This is a genomic window from Hallella colorans (assembly GCF_003096815.1).
In the GTDB taxonomy this organism is placed as follows: domain Bacteria; phylum Bacteroidota; class Bacteroidia; order Bacteroidales; family Bacteroidaceae; genus Prevotella; species Prevotella colorans.
Genome location: NZ_QENY01000058.1, coordinates 1 through 1,361 on the forward strand (window position 1 = coordinate 1; position 1,361 = coordinate 1,361).

The following is a 1,361-nucleotide window of genomic DNA, read 5'->3' on the forward strand; positions in this document are numbered from 1 at the left end:
CTGAATTTGCTCTAAGTTTGCAGAAGAATGCGACGCAGTCGCATAAACATTAAATAATCAAGGTAAAACTATGATTGCTAAAGACAGTTTCGTACCTTTGTTGTAAAAAGGTAGAATCGGTCTGTCGAAGAGGTAAACCTATGAATTTGCTAGTCTGAAGACTAAGAGCTGTTTCGGACCTCATCGACATAGTTGCAAAGACCAGATAGAAAGTTATCGGCTCTGAGCCTTGTTAGAGTGTTAGTCCATACAACTATTGACCAATTCTACTCAATAAAATTGTACAAAGATATGAAGAATTTATTTATCGGAGTTGATTTTTCGAAAGAAAAAGTTGATGTGGCTATCATTTTTGCAGACGGACTGACAGAAACGGCCCCAAGAGTGTTCAACGAGTTCAAGACAACAGTGTCTGGTTACAAGCAACTGGTCAAGTGGGTGGAGAAGAATTCCTACGGTATCGACCCTTCCCTGTGGCTCTTCTGCGGTGAAAATACTGGCGACTACAGCAAAGGACTATGCAATTTCCTCTACGGCAAAGGCTACGACATGTGGCTTGAGAACGCCAAGAGCATCAAGGACGCATCAAGTCTCAGACGATTGAAGTCTGACCGCGCCGACGCCTCGATGATTGCAGAATACGCTATGAGAAATCACGACAGAGCCATTATGTACGAGCCACTTAGCGAGTCACTTGCACAACTACGAGAGCTGTTTCTGTATCGTCAAATGGTGGTGCGCCATAGATGCAGCTTTCAGGTGCGTAGGGGCGAGAAGAAGCTCACCATGGAGAAATCGACTATCAAGACGATGATCTCGCAGAGCGGAAGGCATATCGTGTCAGAACTCAACAAGGAAGTTGAGAAGATAGACAAGCGAATCGCCGAGCTCATTAAGTCGGACGAAGAGCTCACCGAGGTGTTCACAATCGTGACCTCGGTGCCTGGCATAGGAACGCAGAACGCTGTCTGTCTGATGGTGTATACAGACAACTTCCGTCGTTTCAACTACGACTCGCGCAAGATTGCCTGCTATTACGGCATAGCCCCATTTGGCAAAGATTCGGGCACCAGCGTGCATTCAGATCCTCGTGTTCACTATATGGCGAACCGCCAGATTAAGGCAATGCTGACGCAGGCTGCACTGGCTGCAGTCAACTTCAATCCCGTTATGGCGAGGTACTACATGCGTCTCGTGGAACGCGGAAAGAAGAAGCAAGTTGCACTGAACAATGTCAAGAACAAACTTGTGCATTTGGTCACTGCAATGGTTAGAAACCGCAAAACATTCACCCCTGAATATAAAATCTCAGCATAAATTGAAAATAATGGTCAAAACATTTGGATATTAACATAGAAAGC

The 1,361-nt window shown here is 45.3% G+C and carries 1 protein-coding gene; it reads left to right on the forward strand.

The window, feature by feature from the left end; translation table 11 throughout:
- The first annotated feature begins 291 nt into the window (after positions 1-291).
- On the forward strand, positions 292-1,317 hold the full coding sequence (locus C7379_RS12560) for an IS110 family RNA-guided transposase (RefSeq protein WP_116617557.1): 1,026 nt from the start codon (positions 292-294) through the stop codon (positions 1,315-1,317).
- Positions 1,318-1,361 lie beyond the last annotated feature (44 nt).

Bases quoted from the DNA above. Each gene is read 5' to 3' on its own strand.
- C7379_RS12560 (WP_116617557.1), top strand. From the start codon at position 292: ATGAAGAATTTATTTATCGGAGTTGATTTTTCGAAAGAAAAAGTTGAT.